Origin of the sequence: Micromonospora pisi (assembly GCF_003633685.1) — a bacterium.
Classification (GTDB): Bacteria; Actinomycetota; Actinomycetes; order Mycobacteriales; family Micromonosporaceae; genus Micromonospora_G; species Micromonospora_G pisi.
Map to the genome: position 1 here is coordinate 2,410,194 of NZ_RBKT01000001.1, position 23,190 is coordinate 2,433,383.

Consider the following 23,190-nt stretch of genomic DNA (forward strand, 5'->3'; position numbering starts at 1 on the left):
AAGGTCAGGCCCCGGGCTGGGAAATGTTCACCATCCACGGGGTACCGAACCGGTCCACACACGCACCGAACTCGTCGCCCCACATCTGCTTCTCCAGCGCGACCGACACCGCGCCGCCCTCGATCAGCTTCTCCCAGTAGCCGCGCAGCTCGTCGCCGTCCTCCCCACTCAGGCTGACCGTGATGTTGTCCCCCGGGTTGTACGCCATCCCCGGCGGGGTGTCGGAACCCATGAGGGTGAACCCGCTCGGCGTCTCCAGCATCCCGTGCATGATCCCCTCGGCGTCACCGCCGCCCACCGCACCGGACTCACCGAAGGTGATCAGCCGCAGCTCGCCGCCGAAGACGGCCCGATAGAACTCCATGGCCTGCCGCGCGTTGCCATTGAAGTTGATGTACGGATTCAGACGAGAGACCACTGCACTCTCCTTACGTCGTGACCTGGCGGACGTTCGCAGGCTAACCCCGAACGGCGGCACCGGCCGGCACGGCGCGCGACGACAGACATCGTCATCGGAGTTGCTGGGTAACGGTGACGCATGCGTGCGCCACAACCAATACAAAATGAACAGTCGGAGACGTTCGGATGGTGGGAGAGGCGACTCGACCCCGACCGTTCGCTGGGCCTGCGGCTGACCATGGCGTCCGTCGCGGCGCTGCTCGTACTCGTCCCCTTCTCGGTGCTGGCGCTGCTGGTCATCTCCGCCTGGTGGCCGCTGCGCAGCCTCGACGAGAACCTGGCCGAGTCACTCCATTCGGTGGCGGTGGCACATCCCGGTTGGGCGTCGGCGATGCAGACCTGGACCGACGTCTTCGGCCCCGGACCACTGCGGGTGGCGGTCCTGGCCATGGCCGCGTGGTTGTGGTGGCGTGGCGCCCGCCGGGTGGCGCTCTGGGCCGCCACGACCATGGTCACCGGCGGTGTGCTGGGCGGCACGCTCAAACTGATCTTCGGGCGGGACCGGCCCGACCTGCTCGACCCCGTCTCGCACGCCCCCGGCTACTCGTTCCCGTCCGGACACGCGCTCACCGCCGCGCTGGCCGCCGGCGTACTCCTGCTCGCACTCCTGCCCTTTCTCGACCAGCCCGCCAGCGGCCGGCGGCGGCGCGCGGCCCGGTGGGCGCTGTGGGCCGGCGCCATCGTGCTCACGGTGGTGACCGGGCTGAGCCGGATCGCGCTCGGCGTGCACTGGATGAGCGACGTCATCGGCGGCTGGATCCTCGGCGCCGCCGTGGTCGCCGCGACAACGGCCGCATTCGCCACCTGGCGTGACCGGGTCGGCCGCCGCCCCACCTCCCCGATGAGCGACGGCGTGGTCGAAGAGGAAGGCCAACGAGAGCCAGAGCACCCGGCCGCATAGCCGGGAACGCCGCCGGGTAGCAGAACGCCATGTCCCCCACCATGATCTCCACCGGGCTCCGCCACGCCACCACCCGCCTCCTGCTACCGCTGCTCGTGCTCTACGGGGTGATGGTCGGCCTCGGCCTGCTGGTCACGAAGGTGCTGTACGACACCTGGCCGCTCACCGTGGAGGACACCGTCAACCGGGAGTTGGAATCGGAGCGCTCCGGCACCCTGAACGCCATCTCACTGGTCTTCAGCACGATCGCGAGCACACCGGCGATCATCGCGGTCACCGTCATCGCGGCGACGATCCTGGCGCTGACGACCCGACGGTGGCGGGAACCCGCGTTCCTCATCGCAGCGGTCAGCGCCCAGGCACTGATCTTCCTCTTCACCACCATGGTGATCGACCGGGAACGCCCGGCGGTCGAGCACATGGACACCTCACCGCCGACCTCCAGCTTCCCCTCCGGGCACACCTCGGCCGCGATCGCCCTCTACGGCGGGCTGGCCGTCCTGCTGGCCCTGCACGCCCGGCGTACGGCGACAAAGGTCGCCTGGTGGTCGCTGCTGGTCGTGGTCCCGGTCGGGGTGGCGCTGACCCGGATGTACCGGGGCATGCACCACCCCAGCGACGTGATCGGATCATTGGTCAACTCCGCCAGTTGCCTACTCATCATGGCCCGTGGCCTGCTCGACCGGATACTTCGCCGCGATGCCACCGCGCCTGCCCACCAACCCACCACCGCCCGCGTCTGAGACGAACCGGCGTTGACCGGCGGGCCGACCGGCGGGCCGACCGGCCGCCACGGGCCGGACACCGGCGAACGCCCCGGGTTCATATGCTGACGGCTTCCTTCGACCGTCATGAGGTACCCCGTCGTGCAGTCGCCCCCGGACCGCGCCGATGCGTCCCACGCCGCTCGGCTCGCCAGCCACGCCACCGTCTCCACCACCCTCGCCCTGCTCAGCGACCGGCAACTCGGCCGCCTGGTCTCCGACGCGGAGCCGGTCGGCGCCGGAATCGGAGGCGCGGCGGTGTCGATGGAGGTCGAAGGGTTACGCGTCTTCGTCAAGCGGGTCCCCCTCACCGACCTGGAACGGCGGCCGGAGAACGTACGGTCGACCGCCAACCTGTTCCAACTCCCGACCTCCTGCCAGTACGGCATCGGCGGCCCCGGCTTCGGGGCGTGGCGGGAACTGGCCGCGAACGTCATGACCACCAACTGGGTGCTCAGCGGGCGCAACGGCAGCTTCCCGCTGATGTACCACTGGCGGGTACTGCCCGGCGCGGTACCGACCCCGGAGGAGCACACCGACGTGGAGGGTGCGGTCGCGTACTGGGACGGTTCGCCGGCCGTACGGGAACGACTCAGGGCGGTCGCCCGCTCCTCCACCACCGTCGTCCTGTTCCTGGAACACATCCCACTGACCCTGGACGAGTGGCTGACCCGGCAGGTCGGCGACGGCGCCGACGCGATCGACTCCGCGTGCCAACTGGTCGAACGGAGCCTGACCGAGGACGTCGCCTTCATGAACACCAACGGGCTGCTGCACTTCGACGCGCACCTGCGCAACATCCTCACCGACGGGCGGCGGCTCTACTTCGCCGACCTCGGCCTGGCCACCTCGCCCCGGTTCGACCTCTCCCCCGCCGAGCACGACTTCCTCCGGGCCAACTCCAGCCACGACGCCTGCTACGCGGTCACCGCACTGGTCAACTGGCTGGTGTCCCGGATCGTCGGTGCCGCCACCCCGGCACCGTTCGGCGCGGCGGAGCGCAACGAGCTGGTCCGCCGGTACGCCAAGGGCGAGCAGCCCACACAACTGCCACCAACGGCAACGGCGATCGTCAAGCGGTACGCCCCGATCGCCGCCGTCCTGAACGACTTCTACTGGACCCTGCACGGCGAGAGCCGGACCGCGCCGTACCCGTACGAAGAGGTCGAACGCGTACGCGCCGAGACCGGGTTCGGGTCGGCCTGGCCAGGCGGGCTCCCTGGCCGGGCGACATAGGGTGGCGCGGTGAGATCGAGGAGATGGGCACGGTGACGGCGTCGGAGGCGGTGCCCCGGCCGTTGCGGGGCCGAGCCACCGAGCTGGACGTCGTACTCCGGACGTTGCGCCAGGCTCGGGACGGCCACGCGGCCATGGTGGTAATCCAGGGCGAACCGGGCATCGGCAAGAGCGCGTTGGTCGCCGCCGCGATCGAGCAGGCCGCCCGACTCGGCTACACGGTGGGCGCCGCCGCCGCGCACGCCGGCGACGACATCGCGCCACTGGCGTCGCTCGGCCCGGCCCTGCGCACCGGCACCGTGCCGCTGATCGGTTCGGCGGACTTCCTGCGGCTCGCCTCAGTGATCGAGCAGCCGCTCTGGCTCGCCGAGCACGTCGCCGCACTCCTGGAACAGCGATCCACATCCAGCCCGCTACTGATTGTGCTGGACGACCTGCACTGGGCCGACCCGCTCAGCGGGTTCGTGCTACGCATCGTCCCGTCCCGGCTGGCGTCCGTACCGATTGTCTGGCTGCTCGCCAGCCGGAACGTCGCCGCCGGCCCACTCGAACTGATCACCTCGGCCACGGCCGACCTGCCGGTGCGCCGGATCGAGCTGGGACCGCTGGCCGCCGACGCCATGAGCGCGATCGCGGCCGACCGACTCGGGTACCCGGCCGACCCGGCGCTGGTCGGAGCATTGAACGACGTCGGCGGCAACCCCTTCCTCGCCGTCCAGTTGGTGGAGGGCATGCTCGCGTCGGTCGGCGCCGACACCGGGGCCAGCCAGTTGCCGGCCGGACTGCGCGACGGAGTCCGGCAACGGCTCGCACTCACCTCCGAGCGGTGCGCCGCCCTGGTCCGATCCGGCGCGGTGCTCGGTGCGCGCTTCCCCCTCGACGACGCCGCCTGGCTGCTCGGCGAGCCGGCCTCGGCGCTGACCGCGCCGCTGGCCGAGGCGATCCGGGCGGGCCTGCTCGACGACGACGGCACCGTCGTGAGGTTCCGTCACGAACTGCTACGCCGGGCCGTCTACGAGGAGGTCCCGCCGTCCGCCCGCAGGGCCACCCACCGGTCGGTCGCCCAGCATCTGCTCGCATCCGGACGTACCCCGGCCGAGGCGGCGCCGCATTTCATGGCGATCGCCGAGCCGGGCGACCCGACCACGATCAGCGTGCTGCGTCGAGCCGCGCACGAACTGCTGGACACCATGGCGGTGACCTCGGTGACGCTGATCCGGCAGGCGTTCGCGCTGTCGAACGAGGACGACCCCGAACGGACCACGATCGGGCGGGAGGTGGTGTCCGTCCTGGTCCACGCCCGTCGCTACGACGAGGCCACGGCGTTCGCCGCCGACCTGCTCCGTACCGGGGTGTCCCCGGACGAGGCGGCCCGGATCCGACTGACGCTCACGGCCCGGCTCTGGGCGGCCGTCTACCCAGGCACCGAACTGACGTACTGGCTGCCCGAGGAGCGCGACGACCAGGCGTCGCCGCGGTTGCGGGCACGGCTGGCCGCGTACGCGGCGCTCGCCGGCAGTCCGGCGGCCCACGCACCTGCCCTGGCCGAGCAGGTGGGCGATCCGGCGGCGCTCGCGGTGGTGGCGTTCACCGCCGGTTTCCGGGCCGAACTGGTCGGGGAGTACCACGTGGCGCGGAACCGCTACGGCGAGGCGCAGACCGCCACACGGGCGGCAGCCGGCGCGACCGGCAACCCGAACGCCGGCCACATCGGGCTGCGTGAGGTGATCCTGCAGGCGCAGTCGGACGACATCGACGGCGCCCGCGACCAGTTGGCCGACGGCGCGACGGTCAACCGGCTCACCGACTCGTGGCAGGCGCCGGGACTGGCCTGGGCCAGGGCGTACCTGGACTTCGGCGCGGGCCGGCTGGACGACGCCGTCGCGACCGCCCGAAGCGCGCTGCGGCTGATGGACGAATTGCACGACCACTCCGCCGAGGTCCAGGTCCGGTACATCCTGGGCGGCGTCGCACTGCTCCGCGGTGACCCGATCGAGGCACAGGTCCAGCTGACCAACGCCGAACGGAATGCTGGTCCGATGCCGCTGCTGCGGGCGCTGCTCGCCGTCACGGACGGGAAGCGCGGCGCCGCCGCGACCCTGCTCGGAGAGATCAAGGCGGCGCTACTGCCGCCGTGGCGGGAGGATCTGCTCGTGCAGGCGGCCTGCGCGGCGGTCCGGGACGGGGACGCGGCCACCCTACGGGCCGCGAGCGTCGCGCTGGCCGATCTCGCCGCCCGCAACCCCGGGGTGGCCAGTGTGGCGGGTGCGGCGGCGCTGGCGCACGGGCTCGGCAGCGGCGATCTGGCGTCGGCGGTCGCGCTGCTGCGGCAGGCGCCACGTCCGCTGCTACTGGCACGGGCCGAGGCCGAGTACGGTCGGGTCGCGCTGGCCACCGGTGACCTGACCGGCGGCGTCACCGCCCTGGAGCGGGCTGAGCAGATGTTCGAGAGCTGCGGCGCGAGCGCGCCGGTCGCCGAGGTCCGACGGGTTCTGCAGGCCGCCGGGGTACGGCGGCCACGTCGGCCGGCGACCCGACGCCGACCCGAAACCGGCTGGGCTGCGCTCACCGCCACCGAGCGCCGGGTGGCACGACTGGTGGCGAACGGCCACACGAACAAGTCCGCCGCCGCCGAGCTCTTCCTCTCGCCGAGCACGATCAACTCCCACCTTCGCGCCGCGTTCGGCAAGCTCGGCGTCAACTCGAGGGTCCAGTTGGCCAAGGTGGTGCTGCGTACGACCGAGGAGGCGGGCGGCTGAGCGGCGGGTCCCGTTCGCCCTCGGCGGCACCGGATCGTGTGAGCCGGGCCACGGTTACGACGCCGATCTCCTACGTTCGCGTCAGGTTCTGACACCGACGCCACCCGCCCTCGTACGAGGCCGGCACCGCATTCCCGACGTTCACATGATCCGTACCCGAGGTGACGGCGGTTGCATTGCGGGTACCGGCGAAACCGGTACGAGAAGGGTGCACAGCCATGAAGGAAAAGAAGCCCACCGCGGTCCTGGTACACGGCGCGTTCGCGGACACGTCGAGCTGGGCCGGGGTGGTGGCGAAGTTGCGCAACGCGGACGTCGACGTCCGCGTCTTCGCGAACGGACTACGCGGCGGGCGGGTCGACGGCGAACACCTGGCCGCCTTCGTCCGGGCGATCGACGGTCCGGTGGTCCTGGTCGGGCACTCCTACGGCGGCATCGTCATCAGCGAGGCGGCCAGCCGGGCGGAGAACGTGACCGGCCTGGTCTTCGTGACCGCGTTCGCGCTCGCGGAGAACGAGACCGCCCTCGGGTACCTCGGACAGTTCCCGGCCAACGAGCTGGGTACGTCGCTGGTCGAGAGCCACTTCACCAACGCGGACGGCGGCGACGAGGTGGAGCTGTTCATCGCCCCGGACAAGTTCCACCAGGTCTTCGCGGCCGACCTGCCCACCGGGGTGACCGACGTACTCGCGGTGAGCCAGCGACCGATCCTGGCCCGGGCCTTCGGCGAGCCCGCCGGCAAGGCCAGCTGGGCCGACCTGCCCACCTGGTACGTGGTGGCCGCGCGCGACGAGTCGATCCACCCCGAGGCGCAGCGCGCCATGGCTCGCCGCAGCGAATCGATCACGGTCGAGGTCGACGCCTCGCACGCGGTCGCCGGCTCCCAGCCGGCCCAGGTCGCCCGCGTGATCATCAACGCGGTCGAGGGCGGTGAGCGCAAGTGAAGCGGCGCACGCGCTGGGCGGTGGCTGCCGCCGGTACCGTACTGCTGACGGTCGCGGGCGGCGGGGCGGCGCTCGCGGCGGACCGGGGACACGAGCGGCCGAAGCCGACGGTGGTGCTTGTGCACGGTGCGTTGGAGGACGCCTCGGCCTGGCACGACGTCATCAGTCGGCTACAGCGCGACGGGTATCCGGTGGTCGCACCGGCCGTGCCGCTGCGTGGTCTGAAGACGGACTCGGAGTACCTGGCCAGTGTGGTCGACAGCATCGACGGTCCGGTGGTCCTGGCCGGCCACTCGTACGGCGGCATGCTGATCAACGAGGTCGGCGCGACCGATCCGGACGTCAAGGCGCTGGTGTACGTCGCCGCGTTCATTCCCCGCGCCGGTGAGAGCGCCGGGCAGCTCAACGCCCAGTTCCCGGGCAGCCTGCTCGGCCCTGACACCACGTTCACCCGTACCACCCCGGACGGCGTGACCGATCTCTACGTCAAGCCGCAGAGCTTCCGGGCGGTGTTCGCCGGCGGCACGCCCGCCGGGGAGGCCGCTGTGGCGGCGGCCAGCCAGCGGCCGATCAACGCGGCCGCGTTCGACGACAAGGCGGTCAGGACCGCTCCGTCATCGATCCGCTCGTACGCCCTCGTGGCGACGGAGGACCGGGCGATTCCACCGGCCGCCGAGCGGTTCATGGCGAAGCGGGCCGGCGCGACCACGGTCGAGGTACGCAGCGCGCACAACGTTCCGGTCGCCCACCCGGGGACCGTCGCCGACCTGCTGGAGAAGGCGGCGGACTCAACCCGCCGCTGAACCACCGACGCACGGGTCCGGCGGCTCTCCGGATGAAACGGGGCCGCCGGATCCGTCCGCGATGAAGGTCACGAACCAGCCGTCACTGCGGGCCGGCGAAGCCGCCCTTCGGAGCGATCAGCTCCAGGTTGGTCCCGTCCGGGTCGTTGAAGTACGCGACCTCGGTGCCGACCGCGTCCGGCGGCGTCACCTCGTCGGCGGCGAAGGTGTACGGCTCGCCGAGGAACTCGTACCCGGCGTCACGCATCCGCTGGTAGACCGACCGGAGGTCGTCGACCTGGAAACAGAGGTGCATGGATCCGGGGCGGTTGGCGGCGGGCTGACTCCGCTCACCTACCGGGTCCTCGAACTGGATCAGGTCGATGCCGAGATTGCGCAGGTGGAAGGTGGCGTACCGCAGTTTCGAGCGGGACAGTCCCTGCGAGTGCGCGAACCCTGCCCCGTGCATGTTCTCGTCGTTGACCGCCGGTTGGGTCCCGGTCAGCGCCCGGTAGAACGCGACCGAGCGATCGAGGTCGGAAACGGCGATTCCGACGTGCGCGGCGGTATCAAGGCCGAACTTCGCATCCGCGGTGGTTGACATCGTGATTTCCCTTCGACAGGCCCCGGCTTCCGTCCACCGGGTCGCGGCCACGCCACCTCGTCCGGTGGCGGGGCCGACCCCATCGCAGTGCCCACTGGCGGCGAAGCTAACCCACCGCGACTGTTAGGAGGGGCCCCTTTACATCGGAATCCGATAACAAGGGGCCCTTCCTTCAGCTGCCGCGGCGGATGCGGCCGGCGTAGCGGGCTTCGAGGGCGTGGTTGTGGTCGTCACCGGTGGGGATGTTCGCCGACAGGTACACCGGCGGGGTCTGGCCGGCGTCGACCAGCCGACGAACCACCTCGACCACGATCTGCTGGGCGAGCAGCGCCGCCGTGATCGAGGAGACCGCGCCGACGGCTCCCCCTCCGGGTAACGGCAGGGTGGCGTCGCCGTACGGGGCGCCGTTGTCGAGCACCACGTCGGCCAGGTCGGCGAGCTTGCGCCCGGACGGGTGACGCGACGGAACCTGACCCGAGTGCTCCCGCGAGGTGATCGCGATCAGCGGGTGACCGTGCTCCTTGACCAGGGTCGCGAACTCGACCATCGCCCCGTTCACGCCGGAGTTGGAGGCGAGCACGAAGACGTCCGACGGGTTGACCGGGACGAGTTCGTAGAGGCGGTGCGCCACCGCCGGGTCGCGTTCCAGCATCGGACCGAGGACGCTCGCCGGGGCGCCACCGTGCAGCACCACGTCCCGCAGGGAGATCCGGTTCGTCGGCACCAGCCCACCGGCCCGCCCGGCGATCTCCATCGCGAGCGCCTCCGAGTGCCCGGTGCCGAAGGCGTGGATCACCCCGTCGTCGGTGAGCGCGGCGGCGATCAGGTCGGCCGCCCGGCGTACGCCGTCGCTCTGTTCCGCCGCCACCCGTGCCATCGTCTCCGTCACCACGGCCAGGTAGTTCTCCGCGCTCAGGGTCATGCCCCGCCCTCCTCGTTCGAGTTCGACCCGGCCGGTCACCTCTGGCGGAGCCTACCCACGGCTCACTCGTACGGCTGCTTCGGCGCCTCGACCTGGCGCCACGACTCCACGTCGAGGTACGGGATCTCCGCGTCGTTCACCGGGTCCCTGCCGAGCTTGTCGGAGTAGCGGCCGACGACCTCGACCCAGGTGTCCGGGGCGAGCCCGGTCGGCGCCTCACCGGCGAGGCCCAGTTTGATCGGGCGGCCGTCGGCGGCGCAGCAGGAGAGGATCATCCGCGCCAGGATCGGTTCGCCGTTGGCCCCGGTGGCGACAAAACCGGTGAGCTGGACCCGCCGGTCGCCGAGGGAGGCACCCTTGTCGAAGATGGCCCGGGAGGCGTAGTCGAGTACCGGAAGTTTCACCGGGTCACCGTCGGGCAGTGGCGGGTAGTCCGAGAGCGGTTGGCTGCCGAGCGCGGTGCCGGCCTGGTCCGCCGCGTACGAGCCGAGGGCCGGCGGTGCGACCAGCAGCAGGCCGAGCACCGGCAGGATGAGCAGCCAGCCGACCCGGGGCTCGTGGTGGCCCTTGCCGCCGTGGTCGTGCCCGTGGTCGTCACCGTGCGACTCGTGGTGGTCGCCGTCGGGCTCGCCCCGGTTGGCGCGTGTGGCCGGGCGCAGGTCGTGCAGCAGGGTCATCACCGCGGCGACGATCAGCAGGATCGCGGACGCGATCAGGAACGGCCGCAGCCCCTCCTTGACGTAACGCAGGTACATCTCGGTGAAGCTGGCCTTGAGCACCGCCCCGCCGAGCAGCAGCAACACGACCGCCTGAGCCTGTCGGTTCATGACCGCACCACCGCCTGTCGGTTCATCAGAAAATCACCGCTCCCACTCCGACCGCCACCAGGATGGCGAGCGCGAACGTCGCCGGGGCGAACCGGAACGCGAACCGGCGCCCGAACACACCGGCCTGCATCGAGATCAGCTTGAGGTCGACCATCGGCCCGACGACCAGGAACGCCAACCGGGCGGTGAGCGAGAACTGGGAGAGCGACGCGGCCACGAACGCGTCCGCCTCCGAACAGATCGACAGCAGTACGGCGAGCACCGCCAACGCCAGCACCGACAGGATCGGGTTGTCGGCGAGGGTCTGCAACCACCGCTCCGGCACCAGCACGTTGATGCAGGCCGCGGCCATCGCACCGAGGACCAGGAAGCCACCGGCGTGCACCACGTCGTGCCGTACGGCCGACCAGAACGCCCGGCTCTTCGACAGTCCGTCGAGGTCGGGGCGGTGTGGCAACCGGATCCAGTCGGCCCGGCCGAGCCGCAGCCAGAGCCAACCCATCACCATCGCCACGATCAGGCTGGCTACGCCCCGGCCGACCACCATCTCCGGGTTGGCCGGAAAGGCGACCGCGGTGGCGGTGAGCACGATGGGGTTGATCGCCGGGGCGGCGAGCAGGAACGCCAGCGCGGCAGCGGGGGTGACACCCCGGCGGATCAGCGATCCGGCGATCGGCACCGCCCCGCACTCGCAGCCGGGCAGGATGACGCCGGCGCAGCTCGCCACCGGCACGGCCAGCGCCGGATGTTTCGGCAACGCCTTCGCCCAGAAGGAGCGGGGTACGAAGACCGCGATCACCGCACTGAGGACGACCCCGAAGACGAGGAACGGGACCGCCTGCACCATCACCGAGATGAAGACCGTGGTCCAGGTCTGCAACCGAGGGCTGGAGATCGCCTCGGCGACCGGTCCCCGGAAGACGACCAGCAGGACGAGGAGCGCGGCGAGCACCTCGACCGAGCCGATCCGGTCGCCGAACAGACGACGTCGCCCCGGGTCGTCGCCGTCCGGATCGGCGGGGTGGCTGTCAGTGGTGCCGGCGGCGGGCTGGATCGTCCAGTCGATCCCGTCGCCCGGCCCGGCACGACGCTCGGTCGCTCGGTCGGAGGCGGTCACGGCGTTCTCTGCTCTCCTCGCTCGGCCTGGTTGCGGGGCAGCTCACCTTAACCCGACCCCCGGTGTCCACCACCACACTCAATCGACAGGGCGCTGTGCCGCGCCACCGGTCGGTGCTAGCGTCGCCGAAACAACTTCACATCCGACAGGGGAGCGCACAGCGCTGAGAGTGCGGGATGACATCCGCAGACCCTCGAACCTGATCTGGGTAATGCCAGCGCAGGGAGTTCGGTCATGCTCCGGCCGCGCCGGAGTCCGGCGGCACGCCGGGCCGAGGCGTGCGACTTCTCCTGGTTCGTTTCGAGGACTGGGAGGCACCACCATGAAGGGCTCCACCAACAACCGCTGGCGTACGGTCGACGTGGTCATCGCGTCGGTCATCGCGGTCGCGTTCGGCGTCGTCTTCTGGGCCTGGAACTACGTCTGGAGCGCGACCGAGGCGGCGTTCGCCTTCTTCCCACCCGGGCAGGCGATCCTCTACGGCATCTGGCTGATGCCGGCGGTCCTCGGCGGCCTGATCATCCGTAAGCCTGGGGCGGCGCTCTACACCGAAGCGGTGGCCGCGATCGTCTCCGCGCTGCTCGGCACCCAGTGGAGCGGAACGGTCATCCCGCAGGGACTGGTCCAGGGGCTCGGCGCGGAACTCGCCTTCGCGGTGCTGCTCTACCGCTCGTACCGGTTGCCCGTCGCCCTGTTCGCGGGTGCGTTGACCGGGCTCAGCGCCGCGTTGTTCGACTTCTTCGTGTGGAACGGCGCCTACGAACTCTGGTCCTACCGGATCCCGTACGGGCTGGTCACGATCGTCAGCGCCACTCTCGTCGCCGGCCTCGGTGGCTGGGCCCTGACCCGGGCGCTGGCCCAGACCGGGGTGCTGGACCGCTTCCCCGCCGGCCGCGAACGCGCCGCCATCTAACCCCCACCCCCACCCCCACCCGGGACGCGCCGTTGATCATGAAGTTGGCGCAATCCTGACCTTCATATTCCGGCGTCAACTTCATGATCAACGCAAAAGGTCGCGCGGGACGCGGACAGGGAGAGCGGGTGAAGGGAATGAGGGGGATGGGCAGGGTGGAGTTGCGCGGGTTCGGCTGGCGGCACGCCGGGCGGAAACGCTGGGCCGTACGCGGGCTGGACCTGCGGATCGAGGCCGGGGAACGGGTGCTGCTGCTCGGCCCCTCCGGGGCGGGCAAGAGCACTCTGCTCGCCGCACTCGCCGGGTTGCTCGCCGAGGACTCCGGTGAACAGCAGGGACTGATCGAGGTCGACGGGGCCGATCCGCGTACCGCCCGGGACCGGGTCGGCATCCTCTTCCAGGACCCGGAGAGCCAGCTCGTCATGGCACGGGCCGGCGACGACGTCGCGTTCGGGCTGGAGAACCGGGGGGTGCCGGCCGGCGAGATCTGGCCCCGGGTGGAGCAGGCCCTGCACCGGGTCGGTTTCCCCTACGGCCGGGACCGCTCCACCGCCGCCCTCTCCGGTGGCGAGCAGCAGCGCCTGGCGCTGGCCGGCGTACTCGCGCTCCGCCCCGGTCTGCTCCTGCTCGACGAACCGACCGCCAACCTCGACCCGGCCGGGGCGGCGCTGATCCGGGACGCCATCGGCGCGGCGGTCGACCCGGACACCACCCTGATCCTGGTCGAACACCGGGTCGCCGAGGCGTTACCGCTGGTCGACCGGGTGGTGGTGCTGGAACCGGGCGGCGGTGTCCGGGCCGACGGCAGTCCCGCCGAGGTCTTCGCCGCCCACGGCGACTCGCTCGCCGAGGCCGGAGTCTGGGTGCCGGGCCGGTCGGTGTCCGCCCGGGGATCGACCACCGCCGCCGGCGACGTGCTGCTCACCGCCGACCGGCTCGGCCTGCCACCCCGGCTGGCCCCGACCGATCTGACCGTACGGGCGGGTGAGGCGGTCGCCGTACTCGGGCCGAACGGGGCCGGCAAGACCACCATGGCGCTGCACCTCGGCGGGCTGCTCAAGCCGGGCACCGGCCGGCTGACCGCGAGCGCCGCCCTGGCCGGCCCGGACGCCGGCACCCCCGCGCACCGCTGGCGGGCCAGCGCGCTCACCCGCCGGATCGGCTCGGTCTTCCAGGACCCGGAACACCAGTTCCTCAGCCGTACGGTCTACGACGAACTGGCGCTCGGCCCGCGCCGGACCGGCCAGCCGGAGACCGCCGTACGGGCCACAGTGGAGGAGTTGCTGACCCGGCTCCGGTTGGACCTGCTCGCCGGCGCGAACCCGTACACCCTCTCCGGTGGTGAGGCCCGGCGGTTGAGCGTGGCGACCGCCCTGGCCACCGCGCCCCGGCTGCTCGTACTCGACGAACCGACCTTCGGCCAGGACCGGCGCACCTGGGTCGAACTGGTCGACCTCCTCGCCGACCTGCGCGACGAGGGGCACGGCGTCGTCACCGTCACTCACGACACCGACTTCGTCGACGCGCTCGCCGACCGGACCGTGACCCTCACCGCCGCCCGGGAGAGCAGCCTGGTCGCCGCCGGACCCGGGGAGCGCCCACGGTGATCATCACCGGACCCGTCGGTACGCCGACCGCGCCGCTGGCCCGCCGCAACCCGGTGGCCAAACTCGCCGCCGCGCTGATCTTCTCGTTCGCCCTGGTCACCACGATCGACCCGGTCGCACCGGCGGTCGCGATCGCGATCGAACTCGCCGTCCTGCCGCTGTTCGGGATCGGCTACACCACCCTGGCCCGGCGGATCTGGCCGTTGCTGCTCAGCGCCCTCGGGGTGCTGGTCACCATGGTCCTCTTCGCCGCCGACCGGGGCGGTACGGTGCTGCTCGACGCCGGTCCGCTCACCGTCACCACCGGGGTGCTCCACACCGCGCTGGGGTTGTCCCTGCGCCTGCTCGCGGTGGCCCTGCCCGGTCTGCTGGTCTTCGCCACCACCGACCCGACCGACCTCGCCGACGCGCTGATCCAGAACGCCAGGGCGTCGCCCCGGTTCGCGCTCGGCGCACTCGCCGCGTTCCGGATGCTGCCGCTGCTCGCCGCCGAGTGGCAACTGCTCGGCATGGCCCGGCGGGCCCGGGGCGTCGACGCCGGGCGGAACCCGGTGGCCCGGCTGCGGCTCTTCGCCGCCACCGCGTTCGCCCTGCTCGTCGGGGCGATCCGGCGCGGCACCCGGCTCGCCACCGCGATGGACGCCCGGGGTTTCGACACCGGTACGCCGCGTACCGTCGCCCGTCGTCAGCGGTTCACCGCCGCCGACGCCGCGCTCGTCGCGGGCGCCGCCGTACTCGCCGGGGTGGCGTTGGGGATGAGTGTCCTGCTCGGTACGTTCCAACCTCTGCTCGGCTGAGCCCAGCCACCGGAAGGGGTCCTGATCACCGCTGTTCGGCGGTGACCTTGGTGGCGGTGACCGTACCGGCGGAGTTGGGTCCGACGACGGTGACCGTGTCGCCCGGCTTGAGGTCGGCGAGCGATCCGGCTCTGGCCACCGCCACGGCGGTGTCGGCGCTGGTCCGGACCGTGATCAGGGAGCCGTCGGCGGTCTGGAGGTAGACCGTGCCGCCGTCCACCAGCTTCACCGTTCCGGTGGTGTCCGGCGCCGCCCCGGCCTCCGCACCGGGGGCGGCAGCACTACCGGTGGCAGTGCCGGTGCCACCGGGGCGGTTGGCGGACCCGCCGCCGGGAAAACCGGCGAAGCCGCCCGCGCCGCGCTGCCCACCCCGACCGGTCGCGGCCGCCGGACCGCCGCCGGGCGGATCACCGTACGACTTCTGCACCTGCACCCCGCCGACGAAGCCGCCGATCAGCAGCACCACCGCGCCGAGGTAGAGCGTCGCCCGGTTCCACCAGCGCCGTCCCGCCACCGCCGCCAGTTCACCGGCCAGGTCACTGTCGTCCACGGTCCCGGCTGCTCTTGTCATGGCTGCATCCCCGAGGTCATTCGTAACGGAGGGCGTCGATCGGCCGGAGACCGGCGGCGCGGCTCGCCGGTACGCTGCCGAAGAAGAGTCCGATCGCGACGGAGACGCCGAGTGCCAGCGCGATCGAACTGGGCACCACGACCGGCTTGACGCCGACGATGGTGGAGTGGCTGCCGATCAGGGCCGCCGCCACCCCCAGTCCTCCGCCCACCACGCTGAGCATGGTCGCCTCGGCGAGGAACTGGGTGAGGATCACCCGGCGCGGCGCCCCGAGCGCCTTGCGGATGCCGATCTCGCGGGTCCGCTCGGTCACCGTGACCAGCATGATGTTGGTGATACCGATCCCGCCGACCAGCAGGCTGATGCCGGCCACCGCGCCGAGCAGGACGGTGAAGGTGTCCGCCGTCTCGGTCTGCGTCTGGAGCAGTTGGGCGGCGTTCTGGATCCGGTACGGCGCGCTCTGTCCCGCCGCACCGCCGACCGCGCCCCGACCGGCCCCGCCCCGGTTCGCCGCCCCGGCACCGCGTGCGCCACCGGCCACCGCGCCACCGGTCGGAGTGACCCGGAGCCGCTGGTCGAGGATGGTGGCCACCTGGGACTCGGCCTCGTCCACCCGATCCGCCCCGTCGGCCTCGACGATCACCGAGTTGACCGGCCCGTACCCGGTCAAAGTCTGCTGGACCGAGGTCAACGGCGCCACCGCCACGTCGTTGGCGTCCTGGAAGCCGGTCGCGGAACTCTTCTCCGCGAGCACACCCAGCACGGTGTAGAGGGCCCCGCCGACGGTCACCTGCGCGCCGAGCGGATCCGTACCGGGGAAGAGTTCGGTTGCCACGGTCTGGCCGATCAGCACCACCCGTCGGCCCTGCGCCAGGTCCTCGTCGCTGAACGCGGAACCGGTCGCCAGTCGGGTGTTCGACGCGCCCAGGTAGCTCGGGTAGGTGCCGACGAACTGCGGCACCTGGTGGTCGGCACCCTGGTAGGTGATGGTCGCGGCGGCGCTCACCACCGGCGAGACCGAGCGGACGTCCGGTGCCAGCACCGGGTCCTTCAACGCCAACGCGATCGGCACGGTGATCGCGTCGCCGCTGCCGCCGCGGGTGGTGCTCTGCACGGTGAGCGTGTTGCTGCCCAGCGCGGCGATCCGGTCGGTGATCTGCTTCGCCGACCCGTTGCCGACCGCGACCAGCAGGATCACCGCGCCGACCCCGATCAGGACGCCGAGCATGGTCAGCGCGGAGCGGAGCTTGTTGACGGTGATCCCGCGTACGGCGAAACGCAGGATCTCGAAGAAGCTCACCGGGCCCGCTCCAGTCGCACGGTCGGCCACTCGCCCCGGTCGGCGCCGTCCTGGCGCTGGTCACTGGCGATCTCGCCGTCGAAGAGGCGGACCAGCCGCTTGGCCCGGTCGCCCACCTCCGACTCATGGGTGATCATGACAATGGTCCGGCCGGCGGCGTTCAGCCGATCGAAGATCGCCAGTACGTCAGCGGTCGACCGGCTGTCCAGGTTGCCGGTGGGTTCGTCGGCCAGGATCAGCGCCGGTTCGGTCACCAGGGCCCGCGCCACCGCGACCCGCTGCTGCTGGCCACCGGAGAGCTGGTTCGGTTCGTGTCCGGCCCGGTCCGCCAGACCGACCAGGTCGAGCGCGGCCAGCGCCCGACGCCGCCGCTGCGCCGCCTTCACCCCGGCGTACGCCAGCGGCAGCTCCACGTTCGCCACCGCACTGGTCCGAGCGATCAGGTTGAACGCCTGGAAGACGAAACCGATCCGGCGGTTGCGGACCAGGGCCAACTGCCGGTCGTCGAGCCGGCTGACGTCCACCCCGTCGAGCAGGTACTGCCCGGTCGTCGGGACGTCCAGGCAACCCAGGATGTTCATCAGCGTCGACTTACCCGAACCGGACGAACCCATGATCGCCAGATAGTCGCCGGCCGCGACCGCGAGCGACACCCCGCGCAGCGCGTGCACGGTCGCCTCGCCCTCGCCGTACCGCTTGGTCAGCCGGCGTACGTCGAGCACCGGCCGGTCCGGCGCGGTCACCGGCCACCCCCGGCCGCGCCGCCCCCTCGGGGGAACCCGCCGCCGCCGGTGAAGCCCCCGCCACCGGTCAGACCGCCGCCCGGCCGGCCGCCGCTGGGCCCGCCGGTGCCGCCGGGCGTGGAGAGACGGAGTACGACCAGTTCACCGACCTGGAGCCCGGCGGTGATCTGCACACCCTGGTCACCGGTGAGGCCAACCTCGACCGGACGGACCACCGGCTGACCGCCCTCGAGCACGGTGACGGTGTGCCGGTTGCCGACGGTGGTGAGCGCGGCCGGGTTGACGTAGATCGCGTCCGGCACCTGGCCGACCGTCACCGACGCCTGCACGGTCTGGCCGGGGCGGGCCCCCGGCGGCAGCTTGTCCACACTGAACACCACCCCGTACGTGACCACGTTGTTGCTGCTGCTGGCACTCGGGTCGATCGAGGCGAGCTTGCCGGTGGCGGTGGCACCGGGCAGGGCGTTCCAGGCGATCGTGACCGGCTGGCCGACCTTGAGGGTGGTGGCGTCTGCCTCGGCGACCGAGGCGGAGACCTCCAGCCGGCTCAGATCGGCGAGCTGGACGAAGCCGGTCGACGACCCGACGTTCGCTCCGCCCTGCTGGTCGGCGGCGGCGGAACCGCCCGGGGAACCGCCGGAGGCGCCACCGGAAGCGGCACCCGACGCACCGGGGGAAGAGCCCCCGCTGGCGCCGCCGACGTGGCCGTTGACCGCCACCACGGTTCCGGCCATCGGCGCCTTCAGCACCGTGCCGTCCACCCCGTCCTGCGCCGCGTCGACGGCGAGTTGCGCGTTGGTGACCTGGGTCTGGGCGTCGGTGGTGTCGGTGCCGGCGGCCTCGGCCCGGTCCCGGGCCGCCTCGGCCGCGTCCAGGTTCGCCCGCGCCGCGGTGAGCTGCCGGTTCGCCGAGGTCGGGTCGACCTTCGCCAGCACCGCGTCCCTGGTCACCAGGTCGCCGACCTTGACCTTGATCTCGCTGACCGTGCCGGCGGTGCCGAAGGTCGCGCTCGCGGTGGCGGCACTGCGCAGCGTGCCGGCGGCGGAGACGGTCGCGGTGACCGTGCCCTGCCCGACCGGAACGGTGCGGGTCGTGTCACCGGCCGAGGCCGAACTCGACCCGGGCCTGACGAACGAGGTGTAGGCCCAGAGGCCGCCGCCGATGATCACCAACCCGAGTACGGCGTTGACGAGCACCGACGGTCGGCGCGGGAAGACCAGACGTCGCACCGGCATGCGCGCCAGCCTGGCCGGTCAAACTCGGTGCAGCCCCGGGTTCAGCTCGGAGCAACCTGGGAACCGGGACCGGTGGCGGCGGGGTCGGGACCATCCATGATGGAGGGCAGCAGAACCCGGAAGGTGGCTCCCTGCCCGACCTCGGTGAAAAGCTCCACCCGCCCGCCGTGCCCCTGCACGATCGCCGCGACGATCGCCAGCCCCAGCCCGGAACCGACCCCCTGGCTACGGGTACGACTCGGGTCCACCCGGTAGAGCCGCTCGAAGATCCGGCCGGCGTGCTCCGGCGCGATTCCGCCACCGGTGTCGGCGACCTCCAGCACCGCCACCTCACCGGTCGTACCGGGTCCGGGCGGGAGAGGCGGGCTCGACCGGCCGACCCGGATCGTGATCTCGGCGTCCGGCGGGGTGTGCTGCAACGCGTTCGCGACCAGGTTCGTCGCCACCTGACGCAGTTGGTGCTCGTCGCCGAGGACGGTGACCGGCTCCAGGTCCGCCCCGGCCGGGCCGAGCGGCACCAACCGGACCGGCCGGTCGGGGCGGCGGGCGAACGCGTCCCGGATCGTGTCGGCGGCGATCGCCAACAGGTCGACCGGGGCCCGGCTCATCGGCCGGCGCAGGTCCAGCCGGGCCAGGTGCAGCAGGTCCTCGACGAGCAGCCCCATCCGGGCCGCCTCGCTCTCGATCCGGCCCATCGTCTCGTCCAACGCCGGACCGGGCGGGGCACCACCACGCCGGTACAGCTCGGCGAAGCCACGGATCGAGGTGAGTGGCGTACGCAGCTCGTGCGAGGCGTCCGCGACGAACTGCCGCAGCCGCTGCTCCGAGGCGGTACGGGCGGCCATCTCGGCGCCGATCCGGTCGAGCATCACGTTCAGGGCTATGCCCAGTCGACCAGGCTCGGTGTGCGGGTCGGCGTCCTCCACCCGACGGGCCAGGTCCCCGGCCGTGATCTCGGCCGAGATCCGCTCCATCCGGGTCAGCGGGCGCAGCCCGATCCGCACCACCAGGGCGGCGACCAGCCCGAGCACCAGCAGCACGAGCAGCATCACCGACCCGTCGATCAGCAGCAGTCCGTCGGCGGTGGCGTCGACGTCGCGCAGCGACAACGCCACCACGGCCAGCCCGCCGTTCACGGTCGGGGCGACCAGCACCCGCCAGCCGCTGCCGTCGTCGAGCGCGTCGACGGTGAACGGCTCACCGGCGGCGGCCCGCTGCGCCAGCCCGGCGAAGTTGGCCAGCCGGGGTGGGGAGAGTTCCTCGTTGGAGAGGACCGCGATCAGCACGGTCTGGTCCGGGTGGTAGATCACCACCGCCTGCCCCGGCCCGGTCGGCAGCGGGCGGCCGGCCCGCCCCGGCGCGGACCCGTGTTCCGGCAGGAGCCCGGCCATGTACGGACGGATCGAACGGTTCAGCTGCTCGTCCACCCGATCGGTGAGGTACGAGCGGAGCAGCACCAGTCCGGCCGCGTTCGCCACGATCAGGGCGATACCGGTCAGTACGGCGATCACCACAACCAGCCGCGCGCGCAGCGTCCAGTGGCTCCACCGGCGTACCCGGGCCAGTCGTCGCCGCCACCGCCCGACCGGCGGCACGGTCCATCCGGGCGGGCTGGTCACTCGCCGGCCGCCCGGGGTAACCGGAGCGCGTAACCGACGCCCCGTACCGTCTGGATCAGCGGCGGGTCACATCGGTCGATCTTCTTACGCAGGTAGTAGACGTACGACTCGACGATCCGGCCGTCACCACCGAAGTCGTAACTCCAGACCCGGTCCAGGATCTGCGCCTTGCTCACCACCCGGCCGGCGTTCACCATCAGGTAGCGCAGCAGGTTGAACTCGGTCGGCGACAGGTCCACCAGCCGGCCGGCCCGGCGTACCTCGTGCGCGTCCTCGTTCAACTCCAGGTCGGCGTAGCTGAGCACCCCCGGCTCCGGCTCGACCCGGCTGCGCCGCAGGATGGCCCGGATCCGCAGCACCACCTCCTCCAGGCTGAACGGCTTGCTCACGTAGTCGTCCGCACCGACGGTCAGCCCGGAGATGCGGTCCTCCACGGCGTCCCGGGCGGTGAGGAAGAGCACCGGTACGCCCCGGCCGTTGCCGGTCGTCCGCAACTGCCGCGCCACCTGGAAGCCATCCAGGTCCGGCATCATCACGTCGAGCACCACAAGGTCGGGCTCGAACTCGGCCGCGGCGGCCAGCGCCTCATGTCCCCCGTACGCGATCCGCACCTCAAAGTCGATCAACCGCAGGGTGGCCGAGAGCAACGCGCAGATGTTCGGCTCGTCGTCCACCACCAGCACCCTGGTCGACCGTCGGGCCTGCTCTCCTGCCGATTGGCGCACCGCCGGACCTCCTCCCCCTCGAACGTCGGCTCATCTCTAGCCGAGCCCGCTGGGAGGCACCTGGGAATCAGGTCGCGTTCCGCTGGGGATTCACCAGTTGAGGACGATTTCGTCGCTTTCGGCGAGGCCGGCGGTGATTTCGAGGTACTGGTCACCCCGTACGCCGATGGTCACCTGGCGGGGCTCGGTGCCGCCGGCCGGGGTCCGGAGCAGGACCTTCCCGCTGGACGGGCCGGTGGTGCCGTCGGCGGGAGCGGGCGGGGCGGCGTCCAGGTGGACCGCCGTCGCCGGGGCCCGCAGCACACCGGTCACCGACTCGACCGTGACCCGTACGTTCGCGGTCTGCCCGACCAACGCGTCGGCGGGCACCTGGTTGAAACTGAGCAGTGCGCCGTAGCGGACGAGCGGCCCGTCGGCGGTGCCGACCGGGTCGACCTGGGTCACCTTGGCCGGCAGCTGCTCACCTGGCCGGTTGGCGAGGGTGACGGTCGCGGGCAGACCGACCGCGAGGCGCCCGACGTCCGCTTCGGGAAAGCTCGCCGCGACCTCCATGCCGCCGACGTCGCCCAGGGTGATGAAGGTGCCGCCGCTGTTCACCGCGCTACCGACGCCACCGGCCACGGAGAGGATCCGACCGGCGATCGGTGCGGTGATCGTGGCGCCGGCCAGCACGTCCTCGGCGTTGGCCAGGTTCAGCTCGGTGCTGGTCACCTGCTGCTGTGCCCGGAGTACGGGGTCCGGCCCGCCCGCCGGGCCGGAGCCACCCCCGCCGGGGCAGTTCCGGTCCGTACCGGCGCTCTGGCCCGGCCCACCGGCACCGGTCGGTGCGGCCGACGAACCGGGACTCGGCGGCCGGGACTGCCCGGCCGACGTCGACGGGGCCGGTGGTGTGGGGGTGCCGGACTCGCGCGGGGTTCCCGCAGGGACAGACGGGCGCGGTGTGCCGGAACCGCCCGGTGTCGGCGCGCCGGACCCGCCCGCGACGCCCGTGCCACCGGTCCCGGTTCCGCCGCCACTTCCGCCCACCGTGCCACCGGTCCGGGTCCCACCGCCCGGGGTGCAGTCGTCGGCGGGCGCGGCGGACTGCAACTGCTGCGCGGCGTCGAGCGCGGACCGGGCTTCGGTGAGCGCGTCCCGGGCGGAGTCGACCCGCTGCTGGGCGTCGGCGGGATCGAGTCTGGCCAGCAGCGCACCAGCGGTGACCTGGTCACCCGCACGCACCTTGACCTCGGTGACGGTGCCACGGCCGGCGAAACCGAGAGTCCGGGTCTGCGCCGGTTGGAGGTTGCCGATGGTGGCGATGGCGAGGGTCACGTCGCCACGATCCACCCGAGCGGTCGCCGCCGGACGGGACGATTCGGCGTCGTCGCCGGTCAACGCGTACGCCGCCACCGAGCCCGAGAGTACGAGCACGACGGCGACGCCACCGGACAACCACCACACCCGCCGGCCGCGTCCCGACGCACCCAGGCCGATCCCCATGACCGGCGAGTGTGGTCACCCCGGCTCGCAGTTAGCTCGGCCGGACCTCGGAATTGCCTGGAAGTCCGGCCGGGAACGTCACCGACGGTGGGGGCGCCGCGATTCCCAGCCGGTGTCGAGCTGGGTCCGATCTGGCCCGGAGGTGCGGACGGTTGCCTGTGCAGGCGCCCCGGGATCCGCTCACCCTCTCGGTCCCCGGGCGCCGACCCGAGGGAGGTTTCGGTGGCGGTGTGGAGCTGGCGGACGCGCTGGACGTCGACCGTGGCGGTGGGATCAGCGGCCCTGATTCTCCTGGCTGCCTGCGGCGGCGGCACCGGAGCCAGCGGTCAGGATGCGGCGACACCGGCGGGTGGTCGAACCGACGCCTTCGCCGCGTACGTCGACTGCCTGAAGCAACAAGGCATCGACGTACCTGACACCCTGCCCACCGGTCGACCGTCCGCCCGGCCCCGGCCCGACGGCTCCGGTCAACCGTCGAGCTGGCCGTCCGGCCGGCCGTCCCGCTTCCCCTCCGGGCGGCCGTCCGGCCGGCCGTCGCCGGGTGCGTCCGGCTGGCCGGGCGGCAATCGGGGGCCCGGCGGCGGCACCGCCGGCCTGCGTCCGTCCGGTGTGGACGACGCGACCTGGCAGAGGGCGCAGCAGGCGTGTGTGTCCACGCTGCCCAGCGCCGGACCGGGCCGGCGTGGCGGCACCGGTCAGCCAGGCGGCCGACCAGCACCGGGCTCCGCGTACGCCAACTGCCTCAACGACCACGGCGTGCCGCCGGCACCCGACCTGAACACCGCTGACCCGAAGGTCGGTGCCGCACTGGAGGCGTGCAAGGTGCTCAGCCCGGGTCCGTCCCCCGCCGCGGGCTGAGCGGCGTCGGGCCCGTCGCCGAGAG

The 23,190-nt window shown here is 72.2% G+C and carries 22 protein-coding genes and 1 riboswitch; of the genes, 10 read left to right on the forward strand and 12 right to left on the reverse strand.

Annotated features, from left to right (window positions below; translation table 11 throughout):
* Window positions 1-4: 4 nt before the first annotated feature.
* Window positions 5-418 (reverse strand): VOC family protein, encoded by a 414-nt coding sequence (locus tag BDK92_RS09680; protein ID WP_121156412.1) that lies wholly within the window; start codon window positions 416-418, stop codon window positions 5-7.
* Window positions 419-637: 219 nt separating this feature from the next.
* Here BDK92_RS09680 and BDK92_RS09685 point away from each other — a divergent pair, with 219 nt between their 5' ends.
* The 6 genes from BDK92_RS09685 (at window position 638) to BDK92_RS09710 (ending at window position 7,866) form a co-directional block, all read left to right on the forward strand.
* Window positions 638-1,360, forward strand: coding sequence for a phosphatase PAP2 family protein (locus BDK92_RS09685; RefSeq protein WP_246016929.1), 723 nt, complete (start codon window positions 638-640; stop codon window positions 1,358-1,360).
* A gap of 29 nt (window positions 1,361-1,389) precedes the next feature.
* Complete coding sequence (locus tag BDK92_RS09690) at window positions 1,390-2,103, forward strand: phosphatase PAP2 family protein (protein ID WP_246016930.1); 714 nt, start codon at window positions 1,390-1,392, stop codon at window positions 2,101-2,103.
* 108 nt (window positions 2,104-2,211) lie between these two features.
* Window positions 2,212-3,360 carry a protein kinase family protein gene (locus tag BDK92_RS09695; RefSeq protein ID WP_121156414.1) on the forward strand — a complete coding sequence of 383 codons (1,149 nt, stop codon included), beginning with the start codon at window positions 2,212-2,214 and terminating at the stop codon, window positions 3,358-3,360.
* Between the two features lie 23 nt (window positions 3,361-3,383).
* Window positions 3,384-6,119, forward strand: coding sequence for a helix-turn-helix transcriptional regulator (locus BDK92_RS09700; protein WP_121156415.1), 2,736 nt, complete (start codon window positions 3,384-3,386; stop codon window positions 6,117-6,119).
* Between the two features lie 218 nt (window positions 6,120-6,337).
* The gene (locus BDK92_RS09705; protein ID WP_121156416.1) at window positions 6,338-7,063 is read left to right on the forward strand and encodes an alpha/beta fold hydrolase; all 726 of its coding nucleotides are present in this window, start codon (window positions 6,338-6,340) and stop codon (window positions 7,061-7,063) included.
* Entirely contained in the window at window positions 7,060-7,866 is an 807-nt protein-coding gene (locus BDK92_RS09710; protein ID WP_211349166.1) for an alpha/beta fold hydrolase, read from the forward strand. Before BDK92_RS09705 ends, BDK92_RS09710 begins: the two co-directional genes overlap by 4 nt.
* 82 nt (window positions 7,867-7,948) lie before the next feature.
* Here the strand turns inward: BDK92_RS09710 and BDK92_RS09715 are convergent, their stop codons facing one another.
* The 4 genes from BDK92_RS09715 to BDK92_RS09730 form a co-directional block, all read right to left on the reverse strand.
* Complete coding sequence (locus tag BDK92_RS09715; protein ID WP_121156417.1) at window positions 7,949-8,449, reverse strand: VOC family protein; 501 nt, start codon at window positions 8,447-8,449, stop codon at window positions 7,949-7,951.
* A 172-nt stretch (window positions 8,450-8,621) separates the two neighbouring features.
* Window positions 8,622-9,371, reverse strand: a complete 750-nt coding sequence (locus BDK92_RS09720) for a sugar isomerase domain-containing protein (RefSeq protein WP_121156418.1) — start codon at window positions 9,369-9,371, stop codon at window positions 8,622-8,624.
* Window positions 9,372-9,433: 62 nt separating this feature from the next.
* The gene (locus BDK92_RS09725) at window positions 9,434-10,198 is read right to left on the reverse strand and encodes a TIGR03943 family putative permease subunit (RefSeq protein WP_121156419.1); all 765 of its coding nucleotides are present in this window, start codon (window positions 10,196-10,198) and stop codon (window positions 9,434-9,436) included.
* A 25-nt stretch (window positions 10,199-10,223) separates the two neighbouring features.
* Window positions 10,224-11,180: a permease gene (locus BDK92_RS09730; protein WP_246017501.1), complete on the reverse strand. Its 957-nt coding sequence runs from the start codon at window positions 11,178-11,180 to the stop codon at window positions 10,224-10,226.
* A 272-nt stretch (window positions 11,181-11,452) separates the two neighbouring features.
* Window positions 11,453-11,559: riboswitch (TPP riboswitch) on the forward strand.
* Between the two features lie 78 nt (window positions 11,560-11,637).
* On the opposite strand from BDK92_RS09730, the gene BDK92_RS09735 reads away from it, so the two are divergent.
* The 3 genes from BDK92_RS09735 (at window position 11,638) to BDK92_RS09745 (ending at window position 14,632) form a co-directional block, all read left to right on the forward strand.
* Entirely contained in the window at window positions 11,638-12,228 is a 591-nt protein-coding gene (locus tag BDK92_RS09735; protein ID WP_121156420.1) for an ECF transporter S component, read from the forward strand.
* A 146-nt stretch (window positions 12,229-12,374) separates the two neighbouring features.
* Window positions 12,375-13,835 carry an ABC transporter ATP-binding protein gene (locus BDK92_RS09740; protein ID WP_121156421.1) on the forward strand — a complete coding sequence of 487 codons (1,461 nt, stop codon included), beginning with the start codon at window positions 12,375-12,377 and terminating at the stop codon, window positions 13,833-13,835.
* Window positions 13,832-14,632 carry an energy-coupling factor transporter transmembrane component T family protein gene (locus BDK92_RS09745; RefSeq protein ID WP_121156422.1) on the forward strand — a complete coding sequence of 267 codons (801 nt, stop codon included), beginning with the start codon at window positions 13,832-13,834 and terminating at the stop codon, window positions 14,630-14,632. The genes BDK92_RS09740 and BDK92_RS09745 overlap by 4 nt, the downstream gene beginning before the upstream one ends.
* 25 nt (window positions 14,633-14,657) lie before the next feature.
* Here the strand turns inward: BDK92_RS09745 and BDK92_RS09750 are convergent, their stop codons facing one another.
* From BDK92_RS09750 to BDK92_RS09780, 7 genes are all read right to left on the reverse strand, one after another.
* Window positions 14,658-15,203 carry a hypothetical protein gene (locus tag BDK92_RS09750; protein ID WP_121156423.1) on the reverse strand — a complete coding sequence of 182 codons (546 nt, stop codon included), beginning with the start codon at window positions 15,201-15,203 and terminating at the stop codon, window positions 14,658-14,660.
* 16 nt (window positions 15,204-15,219) lie between these two features.
* Window positions 15,220-16,503 carry an ABC transporter permease gene (locus BDK92_RS09755; RefSeq protein ID WP_121161892.1) on the reverse strand — a complete coding sequence of 428 codons (1,284 nt, stop codon included), beginning with the start codon at window positions 16,501-16,503 and terminating at the stop codon, window positions 15,220-15,222.
* The gene (locus BDK92_RS09760) at window positions 16,500-17,246 is read right to left on the reverse strand and encodes an ABC transporter ATP-binding protein (RefSeq protein ID WP_121156424.1); all 747 of its coding nucleotides are present in this window, start codon (window positions 17,244-17,246) and stop codon (window positions 16,500-16,502) included. The genes BDK92_RS09755 and BDK92_RS09760 overlap by 4 nt, the downstream gene beginning before the upstream one ends.
* A complete protein-coding gene (locus BDK92_RS09765; protein ID WP_121156425.1) occupies window positions 17,243-18,481 on the reverse strand; it encodes an efflux RND transporter periplasmic adaptor subunit in 1,239 nt (412 codons plus the stop codon). Before BDK92_RS09765 ends, BDK92_RS09760 begins: the two co-directional genes overlap by 4 nt.
* Before the next feature lie 41 nt (window positions 18,482-18,522).
* Window positions 18,523-20,100 (reverse strand): sensor histidine kinase, encoded by a 1,578-nt coding sequence (locus BDK92_RS09770; RefSeq protein ID WP_246016931.1) that lies wholly within the window; start codon window positions 20,098-20,100, stop codon window positions 18,523-18,525.
* Window positions 20,097-20,825 (reverse strand): response regulator transcription factor, encoded by a 729-nt coding sequence (locus tag BDK92_RS09775; RefSeq protein WP_121156426.1) that lies wholly within the window; start codon window positions 20,823-20,825, stop codon window positions 20,097-20,099. Before BDK92_RS09775 ends, BDK92_RS09770 begins: the two co-directional genes overlap by 4 nt.
* Window positions 20,826-20,915: 90 nt before the next feature.
* Complete coding sequence (locus tag BDK92_RS09780; protein ID WP_121156427.1) at window positions 20,916-22,307, reverse strand: RND family efflux transporter; 1,392 nt, start codon at window positions 22,305-22,307, stop codon at window positions 20,916-20,918.
* Window positions 22,308-22,529: 222 nt separating this feature from the next.
* Between BDK92_RS09780 and BDK92_RS09785 the strand changes: the two genes are divergently transcribed.
* Window positions 22,530-23,165 (forward strand): hypothetical protein, encoded by a 636-nt coding sequence (locus BDK92_RS09785; RefSeq protein WP_170208536.1) that lies wholly within the window; start codon window positions 22,530-22,532, stop codon window positions 23,163-23,165.
* Window positions 23,166-23,190 lie beyond the last annotated feature (25 nt).